Origin of the sequence: Ochrobactrum sp. XJ1, from assembly GCF_024701725.1 — a bacterium.
Lineage (GTDB): Bacteria > Pseudomonadota > Alphaproteobacteria > Rhizobiales > Rhizobiaceae > Brucella > Brucella anthropi.
On record NZ_VDGD01000012.1, the window covers coordinates 171912 to 195103 of the forward strand.

A 23192-nucleotide genomic window follows, 5' to 3' on the forward strand; every position below is an offset into this window, starting at 1 on the left:
GGGGCAGCATGAAGCGTATTCTGAAGTTTGTCGGTGGTCTTCTGCTCGTCATCGTGCTGGGAGCAATTCTCTGGCTGGCGGTTCGGCCGCCTGAGCTGTTGCGTGTCGGCACCGGCTATGCTGCCAAGATTGTCTGTTCAAATGTTTTCATTGCCGGTCGGGATGCTGATGCCGTCCTTGCAGACGATGTTCAGGCACCGGGAAACCCGCTGCTGCGGTTTCTGAATGCCTCCCTCGACAAGAATAATAGCAGTGTGACGGTGCGGATTTTCGGCTTCTTTGCACCAAGTACCGCAATCTATCGCCCAGCGCTGGGATGCGCGAATATCCAGAAAGATGATTTGCGCGTTGAAATTCCGACCGGCCCGCAGGTGCCCGCAGAACCGATCCGGATTGAGACCGATCCAGCGGTGCAGGCTGTGATTGAGGATCAGGCTCTGGCCGGGCCGGGAATGCGTGCAATCGCAGTTATTCGCGATGGCAAGCTGATCGCGGAGACGTATGGTCCGGGCTTTAATGCGGATACGCCTTTGCTGGGCTGGTCCATGACCAAGTCCGTCATCGCGACACTGATCGGCATGCGCATTGCTGAAGGGCGCATGAGTTTGGAAAGCACAGCCCTTTTACCGGAATGGAAGAACGATGAGCGGGCAAAGATTTCTCTCGCAAATCTGATGGCGATGAATAGCGGTCTGCGCTTCGATGAGGACTACGGCACAGTAACGGATGTCACGCGCATGCTTTATCTGGAGCCGGATATGGCCGGGTTTGCTGCGTCTTTGCCGCTGGAGGCGGCGTCAGGGACGAAATTCAATTATTCCAGTGGAACGGCGAATATTCTGTCAGATCTTTTCATGGATAGTTTTAACAGCCGCGAGGAGGCGCTGGCTTATCCGCGGCTTGCCCTATTCGGTCCGCTTGGCATGAACAGCGTCATTTTGGAGACGGATGCGTCAGGCGTCTTTGCCGGTTCTTCCTATATGTACGCTACCGCCCGTGATTGGGCTCGGTTGGGCGCGTTTCTCGCGGACGGTGGAAACCTGTACGGAAAACCGATCCTGCCTGCGGACTATATTTCATTTATGCGCAAACCCAGGCCCGAGTCCGAAGGGCGCTATGGTTCCGCTCAGGTCTGGCTGCAGATTAGCGGTGTGAAGGCAGGTGAGGATGGCATTCCGGAAGACGCATTCTGGATGTCGGGCCATGACGGGCAAAGCGTCATGATCGTTCCTTCAATGCATCTTGCTGTCGTCCGTCTTGGCCTGACACCGTCCCGGGCACGCTATAATGTTCAACGTTTGAACGCCAAGGTGATTGAGGCTGCTCGACAGGCGCATTGATTGTCAGTTTGCGAAAATCGTTACCGCTCGGATTCTGGAAGGCACTGAGGCCGAATTCCGGCAACACCGCGTAAAGGTGATCGAAAATGTCCGACTGAATCTGTTCGAACGACGCCCAGACGGTCGTGTTCGTAAAGCAGTAGATTTCCAGCGGCAGCCCTTCGGGAGTAGGGTCCATCTGGCGCACCAGCAATGTCATGCCTTTGTGTATGCCGGGGTGATTGCGCAGATAATTGTCTACATAGGCCCGAAACGTACCGACATTGGTGAACTGACGCCTGTTGACCGGATTGTTGGCGCGGTCGCCAAGCTTCTGGTTCCATTCGGCGATTTCCTTGGCCTTCTTGGGCAGATAATCCGCCAGCCAATCAACTGTGCCAAGTCTGGCTCGCTCGTCATCCGACAGAAAACGAATGGTGTTTTGATCGATATAAAGCGCGCGCTTGATGCGACGCCCGCCGGATTCCTGCATGCCGCGATAGTTCTTCATCGGCTCGGTGATGAGCTTGCGGATCGGAATGGTGGTGATCGTCTTGTCGAAATTCTGGACCTTGACGGTATAGAGCGCGATTTCCGTGACATCGCCATTGGCGTCGAGATTCTTCATTTCGATCCAGTCGCCGACACGAACCATGTTGGACGAAGCGATCTGCATACTGGCGACCAGAGAAAGCAATGTGTCCTGAAAGACAAGGATTAGCACCGCGGCCATAGCACCGACACCGGAAAGAAGGATAACCGGCGACTTGTCCAGCAGTGTCGCAATGACAAGGACTGCCGCTACGATGTAGACAGCAAGTTTGGCCACCTGAATGTAGCCCTTTATGGGGCGGTATCTGGCTTCGGGACGGCGATGATAGAGCGTATCGATCAGCCCAAAGACTGAATTGACCGCCAAAGCCAGCGTCAGAATGATAAAAGCTATCGCTACATTCCGAATAACGGTGATCACGCCTTCGGGCAGGCCCGGCACCGCCATGATTCCAGATGAAATAATCAACGCCGGAACGATATTGGCAAGACGGCTGATGACACTGTGTCTTTTAAGCTCTTCGTCTTGTCCGAAAGAGGTTTTCTGGACAAGACGTTCGAGTAGTTTGAGTAAAATCGCCTTGATTAGAAAGTTTGCAATGAAAGCTGAAAGAAATAATCCTCCAAGCGCCACAAGGGTTTCCGCCCAGGGATGAGCAATAAAAAATTCGGACAATAGACTTTCCTGAGATTAACCTGGTGAAAATTGGGTGCCGTGTTGCGATGCTTGTATCATGTTCTACCAGGAATTAAGGCGGCCATATGAATATTTCAACCGCGAGTAATGGTTATTTGCATCAAAACCCCGGCCAGAAGGCCGGGGGGTAGACTTGTCGTATTGCTCATCGAGACCGTATCATTGGGCTGGAGGTGGTGATGCCGGAGTTGTATCGCTTGCCGGGGCATCAGTCGTCGGGGCATTGGTCTCGTTTGCTGCTGATGGATCGGCTACACCGTCCACAAAAAGCTTCGAGCGATCGAATGCCGGCGCATCGGTCAACTGCTGTTTGGTCGCCTTTATGACCAGCCATTTTTTGCCGTCACTGCGGGTTGCAAGCTGCAGTTGATCCGGGCTTACAGCGACGTCCTTCTCGCCGATTCCAAGAAAACCACCCACGCCGATCACCGCAGCTTCAATATCACCTTCGGGGCTGGCGATAAGATCATTCAGCTTGCCGACAGTCTGGGCGTCAGCAGCATCACTTTCATAGACGCTCTGTCCGATGAAAGAGGTGACGAGAAGCTGGCCCTCTTTCGGTTCCAGAAAGCCGACCTTGTCGGTCTCACCCGATGTGGGATTGCCAAACATGTCCTTGGACAAAACCGGCATTTCCTCTGCCGCAGCCGGTGGCTCGGCAGGTGCTGGCGTTGGTGCAGTTGTCTGAGCATAAGCAGCGCCACCTATCAGCAATGCACACGTCGTCGTCAGAAGTGTAGTCCTGAACATAACTATCTCCTTTATACGTTCGGTTGCTTAGGTTGAACGTGGAAATAGTCGGTTCGTTCCGAAATTTGTTGAATCTCAATATTTCATCATAGAAATATAATTCTATATAATTTTTCTTTGAAAATACTTATGGAAAAGAAAAGCCCGCATAAAGCGGGCTTTTTTATCTTCATATTCAACGAACTAGACTTAGCTACAGCCACTTGTTGCACCGCAAGTGTCGCACTTGAGACACGTTCCGTTGCGAACCATGGTAAAGTTCTGGCATTCGGTGCAGCTGTCGCCGGTATAGCCCTGCATCATCGACTTGATGCGGCGGTCAGCTTCCAGCTTCTTGGCGGCATTCGCACTTTCCGCGCGGGCGGAAGCAGCGTCTGCTGCAGCCTTATCCGAGAAAAGTTCGGTTGCCGTTGCTGATGTGCTTTCCTGCTGCTGTGCCGGAGCAGGTTGCTCTTCCAACTCCCGCTTGAAGGCGGTCGCACCATCCGTCACCAGACCGATTGTTGCGGGGCGATTGCCCGTCGGCGTGGTCGACTTCAAGGTTGTGACGTTGGAAGCCTGCGGCGCAGAATTTGTCGATCCCTTGGCTTCGTTAGTCGAGTTGGTCACCAGAGTGGGCTTGTAACCACGCGTCCAACCGGTCGAGACCAGGTTGGTCTTACCTTCCTTGATACCCTTGCCGAGCGCCGTATTACCGAAATCGCTTGTGTCGACATGGGCGAGGTCATTGCGTCCGAGATAGGACACCGCCAGCTCACGGAAGACATAGTCGATGATCGACGTTGCGGTCTTGATGGCATCGTTGCCGATGACCATGCCTGCCGGTTCGAATTTCGTGAAAGTGAAGGCTTCCACATACTCCTCGAGCGGTACGCCATACTGCAAGCCGAGCGATACGGCGATGGCGAAGTTGTTCATCATTGCACGGAAAGCAGCGCCTTCCTTATGCATATCAATGAAGATTTCACCGAGACGTCCATTACCGAACTCGCCGGTGCGCAGATAGACCTTGTGACCGCCAACGACTGCCTTCTGCGTATAACCCTGACGACGGTTCGGCAGCTTTTCGCGCTCATGCACGATCTTTTCGACAACCTTTTCGACGATACGCTCGGTTACCTGAACGGCGCGGGCTGCAGCAGGGGCTTCGATCAGTGCCTCGACTGCATCGTCTTCGTCCTCATCATCCGAGATGAGGGCGGCGTTGAGCGGCTGCGAAAGCTTGGAGCCGTCGCGATAAAGCGCATTGGCCTTGAGCGCCAGCTTCCAGGACAGCATATAGGCGTTCTTGCAGTCCTCGACGGTTGCGTCATTCGGCATGTTGATCGTCTTGGAGATCGCACCCGAAATGAACGGCTGTGCGGCTGCCATCATGCGAATGTGGCTATCCACCGAGAGATAACGCTTGCCGATCTTGCCACAAGGATTGGCGCAATCGAACACGGCGTAGTGCTCTTCCTTGAGGAACGGCGCCCCTTCGAGGGTCATTGCGCCGCAAACATGGATGTTGGCAGCTTCGATGTCCTTCTTGGCGAAACCCAGCGCCGGGAGCATCTCGAACGAGAAATCGTTGAGCTGTTCATCGGTGAGCTTCAGCACGTCCTTGCAGAAGTCTTCGCCCAACGTCCACTTGTTGAAAGCGAACTTGATGTCGAATGCGCTTTTGAGAGCAGCATTCAGGGCTTCGATCTTCTCGTCGGTGAAGCCCTTGGACTTCAGAGAAGACGGGTTGATGCCCGGAGCCTGATTGATGTTGCCGTGACCGACAGCATAGGCTTCGATTTCAGCAATCTGGCTTTCCGAATAACCGAGCGTGCGGAGTGCTTCCGGTACGGCGCGGTTGATGATCTTGAAGTAACCACCGCCAGCGAGCTTCTTGAACTTCACCAGCGCAAAATCAGGCTCGATGCCGGTCGTGTCGCAGTCCATGACGAGGCCGATCGTGCCGGTAGGCGCGATGACGGTGGACTGTGCATTGCGGTAGCCATGCTTTTCGCCAAGTTCCAGCGCCTTGTCCCAGGCAGCACGTGCATGGGTAATCATATCCTGATCCGGGCAATCCTCGGCAATCAGTGCAACCGGATTGACAGCAAGTCCTTCATAACCTTCCGTCTGGCCATGGGCTGCGAGGCGGTGGTTGCGAATGACGCGCAACATATGCTCGGCGTTTGGCTCATAGCTCGGGAAGGTTCCGAGTTCCTTTGCCATTTCAGCGGAGGTGGCATAGGCCACACCGGTCATGATCGCCGTCAGCGCGCCACAAATTGCACGGCCTTCATCGGAGTCATAAGGAATACCGGAAGTCATCAACAGGCCGCCAATATTGGCGTAGCCGAGGCCGAGCGTGCGGTATTCATAAGAAAGACGGGCGATTTCCTTCGACGGGAACTGCGCCATCATCACCGAGATTTCGAGAACGATGGTCCACAGGCGTGCCGTGTGCTCGTAAGCCGCAATATCGAATGAACCATCCTTGTTGCGATAGGTGAGCAGGTTGATCGACGCCAGATTGCAAGCCGTGTCGTCAAGGAACATGTATTCCGAGCACGGATTGGAAGCGCGGATCGGACCGGCGGTCGGGCAGGTGTGCCAGTCGTTCATGGTCGTGTTGTAGTGCAGGCCCGGATCAGCGGACGCCCAGGCGGCGTAACCGATCTTTTCCCACAAATCGCGCGCCTTCAGCGTCTTCATGACGCGACCGTCGCGACGAGCTGTCAGGTTCCAGTCGCCGTCGTTTTCGACAGCGCGCAGGAATTCGTCCTTCAGCGAAACGGAATTGTTGGAATTCTGGCCCGAAACAGTGAGATAGGCTTCCGAATCCCAGTCTGTATCGTAGGTCTTGAACTGAATGTCGGTGTAGCCCTGACGCGCGAACTGGATCACACGCTTGACGTAGTTTTCCGGAACCTGGTTCTTCTTTGCGGCCTTGATTTCGCGCTTCAGGGCAGGGTTCTTCGCCGGATCGAAGCAATCATCATTGTCCGCTTCGCAGTTGACGCAAGCCTTCATGATGGCGGTCAGATGCTGCTTGACGATCTTGGAACCGGTGACGAGCGAAGCAACCTTCTGCTCTTCCTTGACCTTCCAGTCGATATATTCCTCGATATCCGGATGATCGATGTCGACGACGACCATCTTGGCGGCGCGGCGGGTCGTGCCGCCCGACTTGATCGCACCTGCGGCGCGGTCGCCGATCTTCAGGAAGCTCATCAGACCGGAGGATTTGCCACCACCGGAAAGTTTTTCACCTTCGCCGCGCAGATAGCTGAAGTTAGAGCCCGTGCCGGAGCCATACTTGAACAGGCGCGCTTCACGGACCCACAGATCCATGATGCCGCCTTCATTGACGAGATCGTCGCCAACGGACTGAATGAAGCAGGCATGCGGCTGCGGATGTTCATAGGCCGACTTGGACTTGGTCAGTTTGCCGGTCTGCCAGTCGACATAGAAATGGCCCTGGCCGGGACCGTCGATGCCATAGGCCCAATGCAGGCCGGTGTTGAACCATTGCGGGCTGTTTGGAGCCACACGTTGGGTCGCGAGCATATAGGCAAGCTCGTCGCGGAAGGCGAGGGCGTCTTCCTCAGAGGCGAAATAGCCACCCTTCCAGCCCCAATAGGTCCAAGTGCCGGCGAGACGGTCGAAAACCTGGCAGGCGTCCATTTCGGAGCCGTAGCGATCATTTTCAGGCAGCTTGGCAAGCGCGTCCTCGTCAGCGACCGAGCGCCACAGCCATGAGGGAACGTCGTTCTCCTCGATCTTCTTCAGCTGTGCGGGAACGCCAGCCTTGCGGAAGTACTTCTGTGCAAGAATGTCCGCAGCGACCTGGCTGAACTGCGCGGGCACATTGATGTTCTCAAGACGGAATACGATGGATCCATCGGGATTCTTGATCTCGCTGGTCGCAGTCCGGAACGCGATGTCCGCATAGGCCGACTGATTCTCTTTCGTGAAACGGCGTTCGATCTTCATCTGTCCCATCCAAACGTTCTATATATAGTAGCTCTAGTGACGGTTTTCAGCCACGGCCTGTCTGTATCGCGTCTCTGTCAAAACAGCTCTTCTGCGGGGAGGAGCGTCTTGTTGGGGAGAAAACTCCCGGAAATCCGCTTCCACCTCATCAAAGCCCACGAAAAAACGCCTCAGGGGAGCTTAATTGCAACCTTGCTAGCGCGATCGCGATCAAAAATCGGCGGAACGAAAAATACCTTATCTTGTAAGAAGCATGAGCGCAAATACTAAATCTAGTGTTAACGCTGTTTCTGATCGATGTTGCATCTGCTTCTCCAGAGAAGGGCGCACCCAGAATTTGGGCGCAAGAAAGCACCGAGCGAAAACCGCACTTTCAAAGCGCAACGCTCGTTCGATACTCAACTTGACCGAAAAAAGGACCGGCAGATTACAACGCCCGATCACGCTACTTACGCAACGATAGTATCATAAAAAACGACTCGGCTTCGAGCGTCAAGCAATGGTTTGTTGTAACGCTCCAGCATCTAGATATTGTGCGTAACAGCTTGGGGCAAATGTGGATAACGGGGAGAAGCGACACTTTTGCGAACCAAGCCGGCTATGTGATTTGGGGAGCCTGGATAGCCGCTATTACTAGCAGTTAGAGGAACAAGCACGGCAGTGTCGACTGTCGAAAGAGAAAATCCCTGCAAAAGGATCATAATCCGGGGGAATGCTGCATTGAAGACGGCTTGCCGGCTGCTTACTCAGCAGCAGCGGCAATGCCCGAATCACCAAAATGGTTCAGTAACTGCTTCAGTTCTGTCTCTTCGACGCGATTGGCCGCTTCCTGTGGCGACACCCATTCGCAGATGCGCTGATCCCGCTCAGGCCAATCTTTCTCCTGCCCGGTGAACTGCACCGCGAATACTGCTGCCGTGAACTGGTTTATGCGTTCAGGCGGTAGGTCGGTCTTGCAGTAGCAGAAACTGCCGATTGGTACTGGTGAGACCTCACCACGAATGCCGGCTTCTTCATAAGCTTCACGAAGAGCAGTATCCGCCAGAGTGCGACCGACTTGCGGCCAGCCCTTGGGGATGATCCAGCGGCCTGTACCGCGGCTCGTAATGACGAGAACCTTGAGGATGCCCATGTCGCGACGATAGACAAGCGCCGCAACCTGCTGCAAACGACCGGAAGGCGTCAAAATACGCTTTTCGGTTGCAATCAGTTGTTTGGCCTGCGACTTCACCACGAAAATCCCCTTTTTATCTATAGCATGATCCGATTCGCCAAAATAACAACTGATTAGTTAGGCAACAGACCTTTGAAAATATCCGAAAAAAGCTTTTATTTTAAAGGTATTACTGAAATTTCAGGGTGGGATGACAGCTTTGAAAACGCTATCCGCCCTCGATCAGCGTTATTTCGTTGCGTTTTCCATAAGGTGCGATTGCGGCGGAAATGTCACCGCAATCGCGTTCGTTTGTTTTCGTTTCGCAGTGTTTTGATCTGGCGGATGTGAATCCGCCAGTTTTATCGGAAGTGCATTCGATGGATTTATGGCTTCAAGTCTGTCGGGCTTCAGCCGCGCTTGTCGCCTGCGATCGGTTCCTGATAGGTGAAGCCCATATCCCAAGGGAAGTAGATCCAGGTGTCCTGAGACACTTCCGTTACGAAGGTATCGATCAGCGGACGGCCTTTCGGCTTGGCGTAAACAGTCGCAAAATGGGCCTTCGGCATCATTTCCCGCACGATGGCTGCGGTTTTGCCGGTGTCGGTCAGGTCGTCTACGACGATGACGCCGTCGCCGCCATTTTCCAGCAGTGTTTCGCTCACACCCTTGAGGATCTGCATGTCGCCTTGCGACGTGTAGTCGTGATAGGAGGCAATACAGACGGTTTCGATGAGACGAATGCCGAGTTCGCGGCAGACGATGGCAGCAGGGACCAGACCGCCACGCGTGATGGCAACAATTGCGTGCCAATCACGATTCATACCGGCAATCCGCCAGGCAAGGGCGCGGGCATCACGGTGGAACTGATCCCATGAAACTGGGAAGGCTTTATCTGGCAAGGACATCGAAACGCTCCGTGGAACGATCCGGAGCTCGTTCTCCGGACCTTTAAAAACCAAAAATGCGCTATGACGGATTGCCAAGCGCTGTAACTGTCAGGATCTGCGGCTTTTCTTCGTCTGCGCCCTTTCAGGCGGGCGGCAAGAGAGGAAAAGGCTCTCCACCCGGCACAGTCAGCGCCGGGTGATGCTGATAACCGCAAAAATGGTGTTCTTGCAAGCGTGTCGTGTCATCACAGGCTAGTTGTCGGCCAGTTGTTGGCCAATTGCCGGATCAAACTGGCTTCAATCGTGTCTTCTAACGCGAGAAAAGCGTGAGAATGGGCAGCTCGTTCAGCATGGAGCGCGTCACCCCGCCAAAGACGAGTTCACGCAACCGGGAATGACTGTAAGCGCCCATCACGAAAAGATCAGCGCGTTCAGCGATGATATGTTCCCTCAAGGCATCCTGCGCATAACGTCCGTTGGATGCCAGTGCTGTGGTCGTCACATCAATCCCATGCCGAGACAGTGATTCCGCAATATCGTGGCTCGCCAAAGCCTGATCCTCGCCTTCAATTTCCGGTGGATCGACCCAAACGATTTCCGTTCTGTCGGCATGTTTCATCAAGGGCAGGGCGTCGAAAGCGGCCCGGGCCGCTTCCCGCTTGCCGTTAAAGGCGACGACGATCCGGTCGAGCGAAATCATCTGCAGCACCGGTGCATAGGGAACCAGCAGAACAGGGCAGCTGGAATTGAAAACAATCGTATCGGCGGTTTCGTCGTTGGTGGCCGGATCGTCGGGGTCGGGTTGCCCGGCGACCAGCAATTCGGCTCCAAGACAAGCAGTCAGCACGCCATCAGCAGCGGTGCCGGTTTCGGACCGCGTGATGCGATATTCATAGTTGGTGCCCTGACGGCGCATCTCTTCCTCGAAGAGATGTTTCAGCCTTTCGGAAAGCTCCTTGTGCTGCTTGTCATGCAGTTCGAACATTCCCGGATCGATGAAGCCGTTCGGGTCGGCATAGACGATGGGCGAAGGGATTGAATAAAGCCCGATGACGTGAATATCGGGCACCTTCTGCTTTAGAAGTCCAACGGCGGACACAACCCGCTTCAACTCGGATTCACTGCGAGAATAGGCAACCACCGTCTTGTAGGACATGACCGAACTCCTTCCGGCTGTGTTTCTATTTTAGCATATAGTGCAACGAGTTGCGCGGGCAAAAGGTTGCAAAGGATTAAGCGGCACCTTTTGTTTCGAGCGACGAGATCATTTTTTCGATTGCATCAATTGCCGTATCGATTTTTTGAGGATCGCTCCCGCGGACGACAAGTTCCGTGCTGAAGCGCCCGTTCTCGAATTTCGGATAGGAACCGATGATCGTATCGGGGTTTTCTTTCTGGATTTCCGTCAGGGGAGCGCCAATCACGCCTTCGCCAAAAGGACAAAGCACCGACCTGGACAGAAGCTTGCGGCCGGTCTTCAGTGTCGGCAGTACATTGTCAAGCATTGCCTGAAACACGGAAGGCACGCCTGCCATCACATAGACATTGCCGATATGAAAACCGGGCGCAGCGGAGATCGGGTTCGCTATATGCTCAGAACCTTGCGGCATACGCGCCATGCGCTTGCGCGAGTCGGTGAATTCCAGCCCGCGCTTTGCATAATTGTCGCCAAGCAGTTTCATGGCTTTTTCGTCATAGATACAAGGCACGCCAAAGGCCGCAGAAACCGCATCGGCGGTGATGTCGTCATGGGTAGGGCCAATTCCACCGGACGTGAAAACATAGTCATAATGCGGTCGCAGTGCATTCAGAGCGGCGATGATGGCGTTTTCTTCGTCCGGAACAATCCGTACTTCCTTGAGATCAATGCCCGCCGCTGTCAGGACATCAGCGAGATGTCCGATATTCTTGTCCTTGGTGCGGCCTGAGAGAAGCTCGTCGCCAATTGCCAGCATGGCTGCCTTGACGGCTTGCTGCGGATTGTTGGTCATATCCAGACTCCATTTTCTGGCATCAGTTAAGCGCCAGCAGGACAAGGCTGCAACTGCTTTATTGCAGCATTTTATTTGGGCGCGAGAAGTTGTGCCTTCCCAAAGAAGGCGGCTCCCCTAATTGAACTGTCGAGGTTGGGGCCTCACAAATCGGGATATGGAGACGTCACATGGTTAAAGTGCTGGTGCTGTATTATTCGGCCTATGGTCACATGGAAAAAATGGCCAAGGCAGCGGCTGAAGGTGCGCGCGAAGGCGGCGCGGAGGTCACGATCAAACGGGTGCCGGAACTGGTTCCGCCGGATGTCGCGAAAGCCTCGCACTATAAGATCGATCAGGATGCGCCGATTGCCACGCCGGCTGAACTCGCGGATTACGACGCCATCATCATCGGCACTGCTACCCGCTATGGCATGATGGCGGCTCAAATGAAGAATTTCCTCGACCAGACCGGCGGTCTCTGGGCAAAGGGTGCCCTCATTAACAAGGTCGGGTCGGTGATGGTTTCCACAGCCACGCAGCATGGTGGCGCGGAACTGGCGTTGATTTCCACACAGTGGCAGATGCAGCATCAGGGCATGATTATCGTCCCGCTTTCCTATGCCTATCAGGGGCAGATGGGAAATGATGTGGTGCGCGGCGGTGCTCCCTATGGGATGACGACAACTGCAGATGGCGACGGTTCGCGCCAGCCTTCGGAACAGGAACTGGACGGGGCGCGATTTCAGGGCAAGCGTGTTGCGGAAATCACTGCCAAGCTGAACAGTTGAGCGGAGTAGCAGCTATTGAAAAGCCGCAGATTCAATCTGCGGCTTCTCTGAAAAAAGAGTTTAGAAAGATCAGTTAACCGTTTCTGTTTTATTATCTTTTTCAATGACATGATAAGTTATTTGCGGATAAGGTATGTTGATCCCGGCTTTGTCAAATTCGATCTTCACCGTTTTGATCGTGTGACGCGACACCTGCGCATAATCGGCGCTGTTTATCCAGTAGTTGGCGCTGAGAACAACGGCACTGTCGCCCAGTTGCGATACGAAATAGGCCGGTGCGGGTGTTGAGAGAACACCTTTCTGATCTTCGACAACCTTCTTTATGATCGCGAAGGCCTGATCGATATTGTCTTCGTAGCCAATCCCCACCTTGAACTCGTGCATGCGGGTTTTCATGCGGCTGTAATTGGTGACGGGCGTATTCCAAAGAGAAGAATTGGGTGCCAGCACGTAAAGGCCATCAATGGTTTTGAGCTCCGTCGCGAACAAGCCGACGTCTTGCACAGTGCCGACGACGGTGCCTGCGCTGATATATTCACCAACGCGAAATGGTCTGAGGACCAGAATCATGATGCCTGCTGCGATGTTCTGCAACGTACCTTGAAGGGCGAGGCCGATAGCAAGGCCAATAGCGCCTAGCGCTGCGAGAATGGACGCGGTCTGGACGCCAAACTGCCCGAGAACCATGACCAGAATGATGACGAGTATGCTGTAGCGGACGACAGCGCCGAAGAACCCGACCATTGTCTGGTCGAAGCCGCGAATTTTCGACAGCGACTGTATGGTCCATTTTTGAAGGATTCCGGCCAGTATCCAGCCGACGCAAAGGATAATCAGCGCACCGAGTGTGGAGACTGAGTATCGTATGAGAAGGTCGTACATCTGGAGAACGAATGCGTTTGTATTTGCGATCAACTGTGTGGCTTGCTCTTCCATTGTTCCGTCTGCATCTGTTTCGAGTAGGGGAAAACTGGAGGATAGGGCAGCAAATTGTCAAGGCGAGGTTGCCTGGAGCGGATATGGGAAAACTGAGCGCAAAAGGAGGAGGTGGTGCGGTCGGCGGGACTTGAACCCGCAAGTCTAAAAGACGACGGATTTTAAGTCCGTTGCGTATACCAATTTCGCCACGACCGCAGCAATTACCCTCGTCTATGTCATGATTTGTGTCACGAATTCAAGCCACAAAGCCTGTTAACATCAACAGTTAGTATTGCCGAATATATGCTTACTCTAAATCGTTGATTTGGCGACCTGACGAGCTTCAACCTTGTCTGCATTGTCAAACCCATGTAGCCATGGGCGGAAATCCAGCAGGAAATGCAGAAAGTTGAATAATGACCGCCTTCGTCAAATCCGTATCCGAGGCCGAAAAGGCAATGCGCGCGCTGTTTCCTGAAACGCCGCTGCAGCTCAACGATTACCTTTCACGGAAGTACGGTGCGGAAATTTGGCTCAAGCGCGAAGATCTCACACCGGTCCGGTCCTACAAGATTCGTGGCGCTTTCAACTTCATCTCCAAGGCAGTCGAAACGACCGACAAGAATGCGGTGTTCGTGTGCGCTTCCGCAGGCAACCATGCACAGGGTTTTGCATTCGTCTGCCGCCATTTTGGCCGCAAGGGTGTCGTTTTCATGCCGGTTACGACGCCGCAGCAGAAAATCGACAAGACCCGCGCTTTTGGCGGCGAATTCATTGAAATCAAGCTGGTGGGCGATATTTTCGACGTTTGCTATGCCGCGTCGCAGGAGTTTGCCGCAAGCCAGAAGGGCGTGATGGTGCCACCTTTCGATCATCCCGGTATCGTCGAGGGGCAGGCGACGGTGGCGCTTGAGATCGAGCGGCAGTTGCCGGAGGGAAAGAAGCCCGACTTTATTCTGCTGCCTGTCGGTGGCGGCGGATTGTCCGGCGGCGTTACGCAATATGTTTCAGATCTGGGCTGGAAGACGAGTTTCCGCTTTATCGAGCCACAGGGCGCTGCGAGCCTGAAAGGGAGCCTTGAAGCAGGCAAGCGTATCAAACTTACGCATGTCGACAATTTCGTCGATGGTGCAGCTGTTGCCGAGATCGGAAAAGAAAACTTCAAGCTTCTCAAAGGGTTCGATCCGAAAACTGTTATAACGGTTCCGGAAAACCGGCTTTGCGCAACAATCATCGAAATGCTCAATATTGAGGGCGTCGTGCTTGAACCAGCGGGCGCGCTCGGCATTGATGCGTTGAAGGACTTCAAAAAGAGCGACCTCAAAGGCAAGCGCATCGTCATTGTTGTTTCGGGCGGCAATTTCGACTTCGAGCGCCTGCCGGATGTTCGTGAGCGTGCACTGCGCTTCGAAGGCTTGAAGAAATATTTCATCTTCCGCTTCCCGCAAAGGCCGGGCGCCCTTCGGTCGTTCCTTGATCTTCTGGGTCCTGAAGATGATATTGCGCGTTTCGAATATCTGAAGAAATCGGCGCGTAATTTCGGCTCTGTGCTGATCGGCATCGAAACGAAGAACGCGGCGAATTTCAAGCTTCTGGAAAAGAAATTCGCAGAAGCCGGTTGGGCCTATCAGGACATAACGGACAATCAGGTGCTCGCTGATTTCATCATCTGATTTCGGTGCCTTAAGCGAAATCAGTTGCTTTTTCGACGAAAACACCCCATATGCCGCGTCAGGCGCATGGGCCGACGTGTTCGTCGGCTTTCCCGGCATTGGACTTGTTGCGTCTCGCCTCTGTCTTCCGGAATGGTCCGGAAGCGGGGAGACCCGAGAAAATGTTCGGGCACGGCAGCGCAAGTCGCCTGGAGTTTATAAGCTTCGGCGTCCCGTCGTTACCATTGAACAGATAGAGTTCGGCAAGTTGCGCTTGACCGGCATTTGTATGCGGACCATGACATCATGGTGCCGCCGAAAGAGATTGAATTGACAAAAGAAATTACGGGCGGCTTTGCCGCTCTCGGCGTTACCGGCATTTTGCTCAAGGGCGTCGAAGCCGCTGGCATGACCGAGCCGAAGCCGATCCAGTTGCAGGCGATTCCACACCAGCTTGAAGGCCGCGATATTCTTGGTATCGCGCAGACGGGCTCCGGCAAGACCGCAGCTTTCAGCCTGCCGATCCTGCAGAAGATCATCGGCCTCGGCGACAAGCGCCGTCCGAAGACCGCGCGCGCACTGATCCTGGCGCCAACGCGTGAACTCGCCGTGCAAATTGAACAGACGATCCGCAATGTTTCCAAACACGCGCATATCTCGACAGCGCTTGTGTTGGGCGGCGTTTCCAAGCTGTCCCAGATCAAGCGCATCGCACCGGGCATCGACGTTCTGATCGCCACGCCTGGTCGTTTGACCGATCTGATGCGTGACGGTCTGGTTGACCTCTCGCAGACGCGTTGGCTCGTCCTCGACGAAGCGGACCGTATGCTGGACATGGGCTTCATCAACGATGTGAAGCGCATTGCAAAAGCGACGCATTCTGATCGTCAGACCGCGCTGTTTTCGGCCACCATGCCGAAGGAAATCGCGTCGCTGGCAGGAAGCTTGCTGCGTGATCCGGTTCGTGTGGAAGTCGCTCCGCAGGGAACGACGGCTGCTGAAATCACGCAGGTTGTGCATCCTGTGCACACCAAGGAGAAGCGCCGTCTTCTTTCCGCGCTGCTGGGTGACAAGGCTATGCGTTCGGTCATCGTCTTCACCCGCACCAAGCACGGTGCCGATGCGGTGGTCCGTCATCTGGAACGCGATGGCTATGAAGTCGCCGCCATTCACGGCAACAAGTCACAGAATGCACGTCAGCGTGCGCTGAACGGATTCCGTGATGGATCGCTGCGGATTTTGATCGCAACGGACATTGCTGCTCGCGGCATCGACGTGCCGGGTATTAGCCACGTCGTGAACTACGATCTGCCTGACGAGCCGGAAACCTATGTGCATCGTATTGGCCGTACCGGCCGTAATGGCGCCAGCGGCGCGTCGATCACGCTCTATGATCCGGCAGCGGAAGAATCCAAGCTGAGAGCCGTTGAGCGTGTGACGCGTAACAAGCTTCCGATCAAGGATGCACCTGTGGAGCTTGCACCTGCTCCGGCACCGCGTACGGCGGCTCCGGGCGAACGCCCGCAGAAGACCCAGCATCGCAAGGGCGGAACGGCGCAGAAGCCGCGTCGTGCAGCCCCGAAGTCAGGCGACCATCGTACAGGCGGTCACGCAGCAGGTGAAGCCGCTCCGAAAGCGAAGCGTCCGTTCCGCCGCAAGCGCCGCAATGCCAACGGCAATGGCGGACAGCGCGCAGCGTAAGCTTGCCTTGAATATTTTTTCAAAAAGCCGCCCATTTCGGGCGGCTTTTCTATTTATGAGCGCAGGATGGGTTTCAATTTGCGTAATGGCTTGGAAAAATATTCCATGCTTGCTTGAAGGGCAGGGCCGTTCCTCATAATTTCCTCTTCAAAACAGGAAGGACGGAAGCCATGTTCCAATCGGTGCTCGACGCAATCGGCAATACGCCATTGATCCATTTGAAAAAGGCTTCCGAACTGACCGGCTGCGCAATTTATGGCAAGGCCGAGTTTCTCAATCCCGGACAGTCGGTGAAGGACCGCGCAGCGCTCTATATTATTCGCGATGCCGAAAAGCGTGGGCTTCTGAAACCCGGTGGTGTCATCGTTGAAGGTACGGCCGGCAATACCGGCATCGGCCTCACGATGGTCGCGAAAGCGCTTGGCTATCGGACAGTTATCGTTATTCCCGAAACGCAAAGCCAGGAAAAGAAGGACGCGCTGCGCCTGCTTGGCGCCGAACTGATTGAAGTTCCAGCCGCCCCCTATCGCAATCCGAACAATTATGTGCGTCTGTCGGGACGATTGGCTGAACAACTTGCCAGAAGCGAGCCGAACGGTGCGGTCTGGGCCAATCAATTCGATAATCCGATCAACCGACAGGCCCACATTGAAACTACGGCGCAGGAAATCTGGCGGGATACCGACGGCAAGGTGGATGGGTTTGTCGCCGCTGTCGGATCGGGTGGAACGCTTGTCGGCACCGCATTCGGTCTGAAGGACCACAATGCTGATATCAAGATCGCACTTGCCGATCCATATGGAGCCGCACTCCATTCCTTCTACACGACGGGCGAGCTGAAAGCCGAAGGCGACTCGATCACCGAAGGCATCGGGCAGGGGCGTGTCACCGCCAATCTTGAGGGGTTCACCCCTGATTTCTCTTATCGCCTCTCCGACGCGGAGGCGCTCGATATTGTTTTCGACCTTGTGGAAAATGAGGGACTTTGCCTCGGCGGTTCTTCGGGTATCAATATTGCAGGCGCAATCCGGCTTGCAAAAGATCTCGGGCCGGGCCACACAATTGTGACGGTGCTTTGCGACTATGGTAATCGTTACCAGTCCAAGCTGTTCAATCCTGCTTTCCTGCGTGGCAAGAACCTGCCAGTACCGGGATGGCTGGAGAGGAAGACCGAGATAGACATACCGTTCGAGGGATAATCATGGTATACGAGACCGAAGCGCTTTTCCGCGAAGATTCCTATCTTTCAACGGCGGAGGGCACGGTACTCGCCATTACCGAGACGGGCGGGATTATTCTCGACCAGACAAACTTCTATGCGACCTCCGGCGGCCAACCGGGGGATATCGGCTTTCTCGAGCGCGCGGATGGTTCTCGTATCGAGATTTCAGCAACAGTTACGGGCGAAAACAAGAACGAAATCATTCATGTTCCGGCAGAAGGACAGGCTTCGCCCACTGTCGGTGAAAAGCTGGTCCTGCATGTTGACTGGCCGCGTCGCTACAAGCTGATGCGGATGCATACGGCCTGCCACCTGCTTTCCGTTGTCTGCCCGTTTCCGATTACCGGCGCTGCGGTGGGCGAGGATGAAAGTCGCGTTGATTTCGATCTTCCCGATCCGAGCTACACCAAGGAATTCGTGACCGAAAGGCTCATGGAGCGGGTGAATGCCAATGACGCGGTTGCCATTCGCTGGATCAGCGATGAAGAATTCCTTGCAAATCCGGATATCGTAAAGTCGAAGAATGTGCGTCCTCCGGTGGGGCTCGGTCGCATACGCCTTGTTCTTATCGGTGAAAACGGCGTGGTGGATTCGCAACCTTGTGGTGGCACGCACGTTTCCGAAACGCAGGAAGTGGGTGAAATCCACATCGGCAAGATCGAGAAAAAGGGCAAGGAAAACCGCCGGTTCCGCATTCGCTTTGGCCCCCTGCCAGAAGCCTGAACCCATTGTTTTCTGCGTGTTTCCCGGTTTTACGAAACATGCTTGAGGAGTGTTTACCTATGGTAGAGAAAAGCGCCTTCGTCGTTTCACGGGACTGGTTGAAAGAACGGCTCGGCAAGCCGGGCATCGCGATTGTCGATGCCTCCTGGTATCTCCCGGCTGCTGGACGCAACGGGCAGGAAGAATACAACGCTGCACATATTCCAGGCGCTGTGTTCTTCGATCAGGACAAGATTGCCGACAAGGAATCCGGTCTGCCGCACACCCTGCCATCGCCAGAGCTTTTTGCGCAGCATGTCGGTGCCATGGGAATCACGGCTGATGAGACAGTTGTTGTCTATGACGGAGTCGGCATGTTTTCCGCACCGCGCGTCTGGTGGATGTTCCGCGTGATGGGTGTGAAGAATGTCTATGTACTTGATGGCGGCTTCGACGGCTGGAAAAAGGCTGGTTATCCGGTGACCGAAGAAGCTACAAAGATTGCGCCAACGCTTTTCACGCCATCATTCGACGAGGCCGCAGTGGTCGATTTCGTGCAGATGCGCGAAATCGTGGACGAGCGAGGCTCGCAGATCGCCGATGCACGCGCAGCCGGACGCTTCACCGGACGCGATGCCGAGCCACGGGCAGGCATGCGCTCCGGCCATATGCCCGGTGCACGCAACGTTCCCGTTGGCACTTTGTCTGAAAACGGTGAGCTAAAGGACCTTGCAAGCCTGCGCAAGATTTTCGACGAGGCCGGTGTTGATCTCTCACAACCGGTCGTTACGAGCTGTGGCTCTGGCGTGACCGCAGCGGTCATCATGCTTGCATTGGCGTCGGTCGGTCACAAGGATAATCGTCTTTACGACGGTTCCTGGAGTGAATGGGGAAGCAGGCAGGATACACCAGTTGTCACCGGTGAAGCTGAATAAGCATGACCGGAAAACTGACCGCCCGCATCACCCACCTGGAAATGTCTGCCCGTCAGGCAGTTCAGGTGCCGGTGCCATCTGGTATCCGCCTCGCTATGATGCGCGCGGGTGCCATGCCGGTCCATTACTACCGCTATCTCTATGAACAGATCGGGCGTAAGCATCACTGGATGATGCGCCGTGTTCAGACGGACGCGGAAGTTGAAGCCGTAATTCATGCAGATACGACTGAAATCCACGTTCTCTATGCAGAAGGCTGTCCCGCTGGATTTGTCGAACTCGACTTGACCGCTTTGCCGGAGGCTGCCGAGATTGTCTATTTCGGTCTCATCGATGATTTTCAGGGGCAGGGTCTCGGAAAGTTTTTCCTGAGTGAGGCCATTTCCGCAGCCTGGGTGCATGGACCGGAAAAGGTGACGATCCATACTAATACGCTCGACAGCCCAAGAGCTCTGCAACTCTATCAGAAAATGGGATTCGTGCCGGTCGGTTGGTCTGAAGAGGTAATTGAACCCTGGGAATGAAGCGCGGCGCTATCCGCGCGCCACTTCCCGAGCACTTACGATAGAAACGACAGATGCGCTGGCAAGGCGCTCACTTTCTTCATCGAAGACCACGCAATTGCGTCCCGCTGCTTCGCAATATAGAGGCAGCGATCAGCGCGGCTGAGTACCTGCGAGTTCGTCTCATTTTTCGGCGCAGAGGCAACACCGATACTGATCGTCAACGGATAGACCTGATACTCCGTTGTGTGAAACGGCGTATTTTCTACTTCTGCGCGTATGCGTTGTGCAACCCGCATACCGGTCTCTCCACTGGCACCCGGCAGAAAAACGCAGAATTCCTCCCCACCGATACGGCCGACAAGATCGCCTTTTCGCGTCACATTCTGAAGCGCGAATGCGATCAGCTTCAAGGCACGGTCGCCGACGCCATGGCCAAACGTATCGTTGATCGCCTTAAAATGGTCGGCATCGATAACGAGCAAGGTGCCGGTTTCGATACGGGAGCGGCTGATCTTCATGGCTTCGAACAACGCTTCACGGTTGAGAAGACCAGTCATGTGGTCGATCCGTGACCGTGCCTGCAGTTCGACATGCGCTTTTTCAAGCTGGAGATATGCGTCTTGCAACTTGCTATGTTGATGAAAAATATAGGCAAGAGAAGGGAAGGCCGTGGCTGCGGGAATGCCCGCGCTGAGGCCGAGCGCGACGATGCCAGGCGTGACGCCAGAAGTGAACGCCACTATCGAGGTTGCCCCGAGAGAGAACAACACGACAGACAACGTTATCAAGGCTGCTTTTAGTAGAGCAGTCTTCTTCATTTCCTCGCGCTCCCAACCCTGAGTGAGGATGATCTACGACCCGCGCCTGATCCCTATTAAGAACGGGCATTTATTTTGTGGGCCTTATAAAAGGAACGCCGGAGAGGGGAAAGATACCACCATGCGCTTCTTGCAATTTTTTGTCTATGAGTGCCATTATTGACACAATCACAGGTAGCATAGCGAATATATGTTACGAGGAAATGTAATTAAGCACAACTATGTTTAAAAGAACCGTCTCAATGAGACATAAATCGTAAGTGGCTAATATAAGTCAGGAAATACCCTGGGTTAGGCATTGTAACGAATCCCGGAGCGGCCTGACACTCCGGGATTTTGGCCGGGATTTCGCCGGCACTATGACTGCTGATGGCTTGAATCAGAAGACCGCCAAATATTTCAGAAGCGAAATGATGCCAATAATGATCACGATAACTTGAGCGATCTGTTTGACCTTGGCATCCAGAGGCAGCATGTTGATGAGATAAAGTACGAGGAAGATAACAAGAATTGTTATCAGAAGGCTGATGAGGATGGACATAGGCGGTCTGATCCTTCCCGGAACTTGGGGTTGCGTTGCCTAACCGACGACCGTTCCTCGACGCCGCCGATTGAGCCCGTTCAAACCGAAAGAAAGAGCAGGGCTCTTGCTAGCGGCACATCGTCTCCAATCCAAAAACGATGTGCCGGTTAACGTTCCAAGGAAAAGAAGGTTCCGCTTTGTAAGCAATAACTTAAATCAAGCTGGCACCGAACGGTGCAAGATTTTTCAGATATTCAGCTACGCATGCTGCCCGTCTCGCGGCGGCGCTGATGCCAGCTGAAAGCCTCTTCAATTAGATGAGGTGTATGCCCGCCACGTGCGCAAGCGCGGTCGAAATAATCGTTGAGTTGTGGGCGATAATCCGGGTGCGCACAGTTGTCGATGATGACACGGGCCCGCTCACGAGGGGCGAGGCCGCGCAGATCGGCAAGGCCCTGTTCCGTTACCAGAATGTCCACGTCATGCTCCGTATGGTCGATATGCGTGACCATCGGAACGACGGACGATATCGCGCCGTTCTTGGCTTCGGATTTGGTCACGAAGATCGAGATGAAGGCGTTACGGGCAAAGTCGCCTGAACCGCCAATTCCGTTCATCATATGCGTGCCGTCGACATGAGTGGAATTCACATTGCCATAAATGTCGAATTCGAGCGCTGTATTGATACCGATAATGCCGAGACGACGGATGACTTCCGGGTGGTTGCTGATTTCCTGCGGGCGCAGAATAAGCTTGTCGCGGTAACGGTCGATATTGTTGAAGACACGCTCTCCACAGGTGGGGCTGAGCGTGATCGATGATCCTGATGCAAAGTCGAGCTTTCCGGCATCGAACAGGTCGAAGGTGCTGTCCTGCAGCACTTCGCTATACATGCGCAGATTGTGGAACGGGCTATCGGCAAAACCGTTCAATACGGCATTTGCAATGGTGCCGATGCCAGCCTGAAGCGGATTGAGCGTCAGATCAAGACGTCCGGCAGCGACTTCCTGCATCAGAAATTCAATCAGATGGCCCGCAATGGCTATTGTTTCACCGTCGGCCGGTTCCACGGTCGAGGCGCTGTCATTTTCCTGCGTGATTACGATGCCTGCGATCTTTTCCGGTGGGATCGGGATATAGGGCAGGCCGACGCGGCTGTCGCACGCCGTGACCGGTATAGGGTCGCGGGAAGGGCGCTTCGTTGGAATATAGATGTCGTGCAGACCTTCAAGCGCCATAGGCTGATTAAGGTTCACTTCAACGATGACCTTATCGGCCAGAATGGCAAAACTTGCCGAATTGCCGATCGATGTCGTGGGAATGATTCCGCCGCTCTCGGTGATGGCAAGAGCCTCGACCACGGCGTAGTCGATAGGACCGATCTGGTTTGAGCGCAATTGCTCTACAGTTTCGGAAAGATGCTGGTCGATGAACATCACTTCGCCGCGATTGATCGCGGCACGCAGGGTTCTGTCGACCTGAAACGGCATGCGCCGCGAGAGCACGTGTGCTTCTGTAAGAATCTTGTCGACGTCGTGGCCGAGGGAAGCGCCAGTAATCAGCGTGATCTTGAAGGGATCTGTCGCAGCACGGGCAGCCATGGCAACGGGTACAGCCTTGGCGTCGCCAGCGCGGGTAAATCCACTCATGCCGACGACCATACCGTCCTGGATAAGGCTCGCGGCCTGTTCAGCGGTAATGATCTTGTCTCGAAGCGAAGTGTTTCGAATACGTGCTTCCAACATCTTTAAATCTACCTTCCTTCCCATCCGGACTTGAGCCGGAAATGGCGCTCACCGTCTCGAAAGCAAGAATTCGCTACCGACCATCTGCGAAATACGGCGCCGCCCGGGTAATAGCCTATATGGACCGACAGTACACGCATGCTTTGGTCTTAGATGCCAAGACAGATTGCTGTGATACTGGTCGTGTTTCTCACGTCACGCGATTCTTCGAAATGATTGAAATCAACGATGTAAAGCAGGCTGCTGCGCGTCCAATCGGTATGAAGGGCAGGATACAATCGGCTAATGCTTAGTGACGTACATTGTTTTGGCAAGTTAGGGATGCGCCATCTTCAGCAAGTTAGGGATGCGACAGGCGCTGACGTTCAGCACCCAT

At 54.5% G+C, this 23192-nt stretch carries 18 protein-coding genes, 1 tRNA gene and 2 pseudogenes; 9 read left to right on the top strand and 12 right to left on the bottom strand.

Going from position 1 to position 23192, the window contains the following annotated elements; all coding sequences use genetic code 11:
- Positions 1-8 precede the first annotated feature (8 nt).
- Positions 9-1322: pseudogene (locus FG152_RS21545) on the top strand (serine hydrolase domain-containing protein); the annotation flags it as partial.
- Here the strand turns inward: FG152_RS21545 and FG152_RS21550 are convergent.
- The 7 genes from FG152_RS21550 to FG152_RS21580 all read right to left on the bottom strand — a co-directional run bounded on the left by FG152_RS21550 (position 1219) and on the right by FG152_RS21580 (position 11324).
- Positions 1219-2547 carry a mechanosensitive ion channel family protein gene (locus FG152_RS21550; RefSeq protein ID WP_080574587.1) on the bottom strand — a complete coding sequence of 443 codons (1329 nt, stop codon included), beginning with the start codon at positions 2545-2547 and terminating at the stop codon, positions 1219-1221. The pseudogene FG152_RS21545 and the gene FG152_RS21550 overlap by 104 nt on opposite strands.
- Positions 2548-2727: 180 nt before the next feature.
- Positions 2728-3318 carry a PRC-barrel domain-containing protein gene (locus FG152_RS21555; protein ID WP_498988276.1) on the bottom strand — a complete coding sequence of 197 codons (591 nt, stop codon included), beginning with the start codon at positions 3316-3318 and terminating at the stop codon, positions 2728-2730.
- A 189-nt stretch (positions 3319-3507) separates the two neighbouring features.
- Complete coding sequence (locus FG152_RS21560) at positions 3508-7290, bottom strand: vitamin B12-dependent ribonucleotide reductase (RefSeq protein ID WP_151664383.1); 3783 nt, start codon at positions 7288-7290, stop codon at positions 3508-3510.
- 742 nt (positions 7291-8032) lie between these two features.
- A complete protein-coding gene (locus FG152_RS21565; RefSeq protein ID WP_010660078.1) occupies positions 8033-8521 on the bottom strand; it encodes an NUDIX hydrolase in 489 nt (162 codons plus the stop codon).
- A 332-nt stretch (positions 8522-8853) separates the two neighbouring features.
- A complete protein-coding gene (gene gpt, locus FG152_RS21570; RefSeq protein WP_010660079.1) occupies positions 8854-9351 on the bottom strand; it encodes a xanthine phosphoribosyltransferase in 498 nt (165 codons plus the stop codon).
- A 292-nt stretch (positions 9352-9643) separates the two neighbouring features.
- On the bottom strand, positions 9644-10489 hold the full coding sequence (locus FG152_RS21575; RefSeq protein ID WP_010660080.1) for a universal stress protein: 846 nt from the start codon (positions 10487-10489) through the stop codon (positions 9644-9646).
- Between the two features lie 76 nt (positions 10490-10565).
- Complete coding sequence (locus FG152_RS21580; RefSeq protein WP_433846410.1) at positions 10566-11324, bottom strand: competence/damage-inducible protein A; 759 nt, start codon at positions 11322-11324, stop codon at positions 10566-10568.
- A 170-nt stretch (positions 11325-11494) separates the two neighbouring features.
- On the opposite strand from FG152_RS21580, the gene wrbA reads away from it, so the two are divergent.
- Positions 11495-12094, top strand: a complete 600-nt coding sequence (gene wrbA, locus FG152_RS21585; protein ID WP_010660082.1) for an NAD(P)H:quinone oxidoreductase type IV — start codon at positions 11495-11497, stop codon at positions 12092-12094.
- 69 nt (positions 12095-12163) lie between these two features.
- Here wrbA and FG152_RS21590 read toward each other — a convergent pair whose 3' ends face one another.
- Positions 12164-13030, bottom strand: coding sequence for a mechanosensitive ion channel family protein (locus tag FG152_RS21590; RefSeq protein ID WP_498988282.1), 867 nt, complete (start codon positions 13028-13030; stop codon positions 12164-12166).
- A gap of 112 nt (positions 13031-13142) precedes the next feature.
- A tRNA-Leu gene (locus tag FG152_RS21595) sits at positions 13143-13228 on the bottom strand.
- 197 nt (positions 13229-13425) lie between these two features.
- On the opposite strand from FG152_RS21595, the gene ilvA reads away from it, so the two are divergent.
- The 6 genes from ilvA to FG152_RS21625 all read left to right on the top strand — a co-directional run bounded on the left by ilvA (position 13426) and on the right by FG152_RS21625 (position 19748).
- Entirely contained in the window at positions 13426-14685 is a 1260-nt protein-coding gene (ilvA, locus tag FG152_RS21600; RefSeq protein ID WP_029376102.1) for a threonine ammonia-lyase IlvA, read from the top strand.
- Between the two features lie 285 nt (positions 14686-14970).
- Entirely contained in the window at positions 14971-16365 is a 1395-nt protein-coding gene (locus FG152_RS21605) for a DEAD/DEAH box helicase (protein WP_036586887.1), read from the top strand.
- 170 nt (positions 16366-16535) lie between these two features.
- On the top strand, positions 16536-17564 hold the full coding sequence (locus FG152_RS21610; protein ID WP_125300246.1) for a cysteine synthase A: 1029 nt from the start codon (positions 16536-16538) through the stop codon (positions 17562-17564).
- Positions 17565-17566: 2 nt separating this feature from the next.
- Positions 17567-18310, top strand: a complete 744-nt coding sequence (locus tag FG152_RS21615; RefSeq protein WP_498988286.1) for an alanyl-tRNA editing protein — start codon at positions 17567-17569, stop codon at positions 18308-18310.
- A gap of 59 nt (positions 18311-18369) precedes the next feature.
- Entirely contained in the window at positions 18370-19224 is an 855-nt protein-coding gene (gene sseA / locus FG152_RS21620; RefSeq protein WP_125334241.1) for a 3-mercaptopyruvate sulfurtransferase, read from the top strand.
- Between the two features lie 2 nt (positions 19225-19226).
- Complete coding sequence (locus FG152_RS21625) at positions 19227-19748, top strand: GNAT family N-acetyltransferase (RefSeq protein ID WP_498988289.1); 522 nt, start codon at positions 19227-19229, stop codon at positions 19746-19748.
- Positions 19749-19757: 9 nt separating this feature from the next.
- Here the strand turns inward: FG152_RS21625 and FG152_RS21630 are convergent.
- The 3 genes and pseudogenes from FG152_RS21630 to scpC all read right to left on the bottom strand — a co-directional run bounded on the left by FG152_RS21630 (position 19758) and on the right by scpC (position 22816).
- Positions 19758-20548, bottom strand: a pseudogene (locus FG152_RS21630) (GGDEF domain-containing protein).
- A 379-nt stretch (positions 20549-20927) separates the two neighbouring features.
- Positions 20928-21089, bottom strand: coding sequence for a Thivi_2564 family membrane protein (locus FG152_RS21635; RefSeq protein ID WP_010660091.1), 162 nt, complete (start codon positions 21087-21089; stop codon positions 20928-20930).
- Positions 21090-21325: 236 nt separating this feature from the next.
- Positions 21326-22816 (bottom strand): succinyl-CoA:acetate CoA-transferase ScpC, encoded by a 1491-nt coding sequence (gene scpC / locus FG152_RS21640; protein WP_010660092.1) that lies wholly within the window; start codon positions 22814-22816, stop codon positions 21326-21328.
- 41 nt (positions 22817-22857) lie between these two features.
- Here scpC and FG152_RS21645 point away from each other — a divergent pair, with 41 nt between their 5' ends.
- Positions 22858-23109, top strand: a complete 252-nt coding sequence (locus FG152_RS21645) for a hypothetical protein (RefSeq protein ID WP_498988293.1) — start codon at positions 22858-22860, stop codon at positions 23107-23109.
- Positions 23110-23192 lie beyond the last annotated feature (83 nt).